Consider the following 526-nt stretch of genomic DNA (forward strand, 5'->3'; position numbering starts at 1 on the left):
CGCTGTGTAACGGTAGTGACGCGATGTTTACCAGCCTCGCTGAATATGCGGTAGCAGGAGATGATTACGATAAGGTACTAAGTCTCTTAACACAAACAGACTGGCAGCCTGCAACGACACTCAATCAAAGCAGCTTGGATACGGTCACAAGCCAAGCACTAGCAGCATACCCTGCGGCTGATCTGCCTGAGAGTAAACTGGCACTATATTGGCAGTCTATCTCCCAAATTATGAATAGGGGCGGTCTTGGTGATATCGATGCTCTTTTGCGTGATGATGACGCGCTTGCCCAGATAGACGGCGATTTTGCAGCGGATAAATGGACTAAGCGCGCGCTTGCTACTTATCGGCACGGCTGCCCAGTGAGCGCGGCATTGACTTATGCATTGTACGACAAAGCGACAGATCTTTCGCTTGAGCAAGTACTGTATCTTGAGCTTAATACTGCCGTACACTGCGCGGCAAATCCTGATTTTAAAGAAGGCGTACGGGCGCTGCTGATTGATAAAGACAAAGATCCTAAATG

Annotated in this window: 1 protein-coding gene; it reads left to right on the forward strand. The window is 49.0% G+C overall.

All coding sequences use genetic code 11. The features are described from left to right. A partial coding sequence (locus ACTXGO_RS16195; RefSeq protein WP_443575247.1) for an enoyl-CoA hydratase/isomerase family protein occupies positions 1–526 on the forward strand: 526 nt, incomplete at both ends.

It is taken from the genome of Psychrobacter sp. T6-1 (assembly GCF_052258445.1).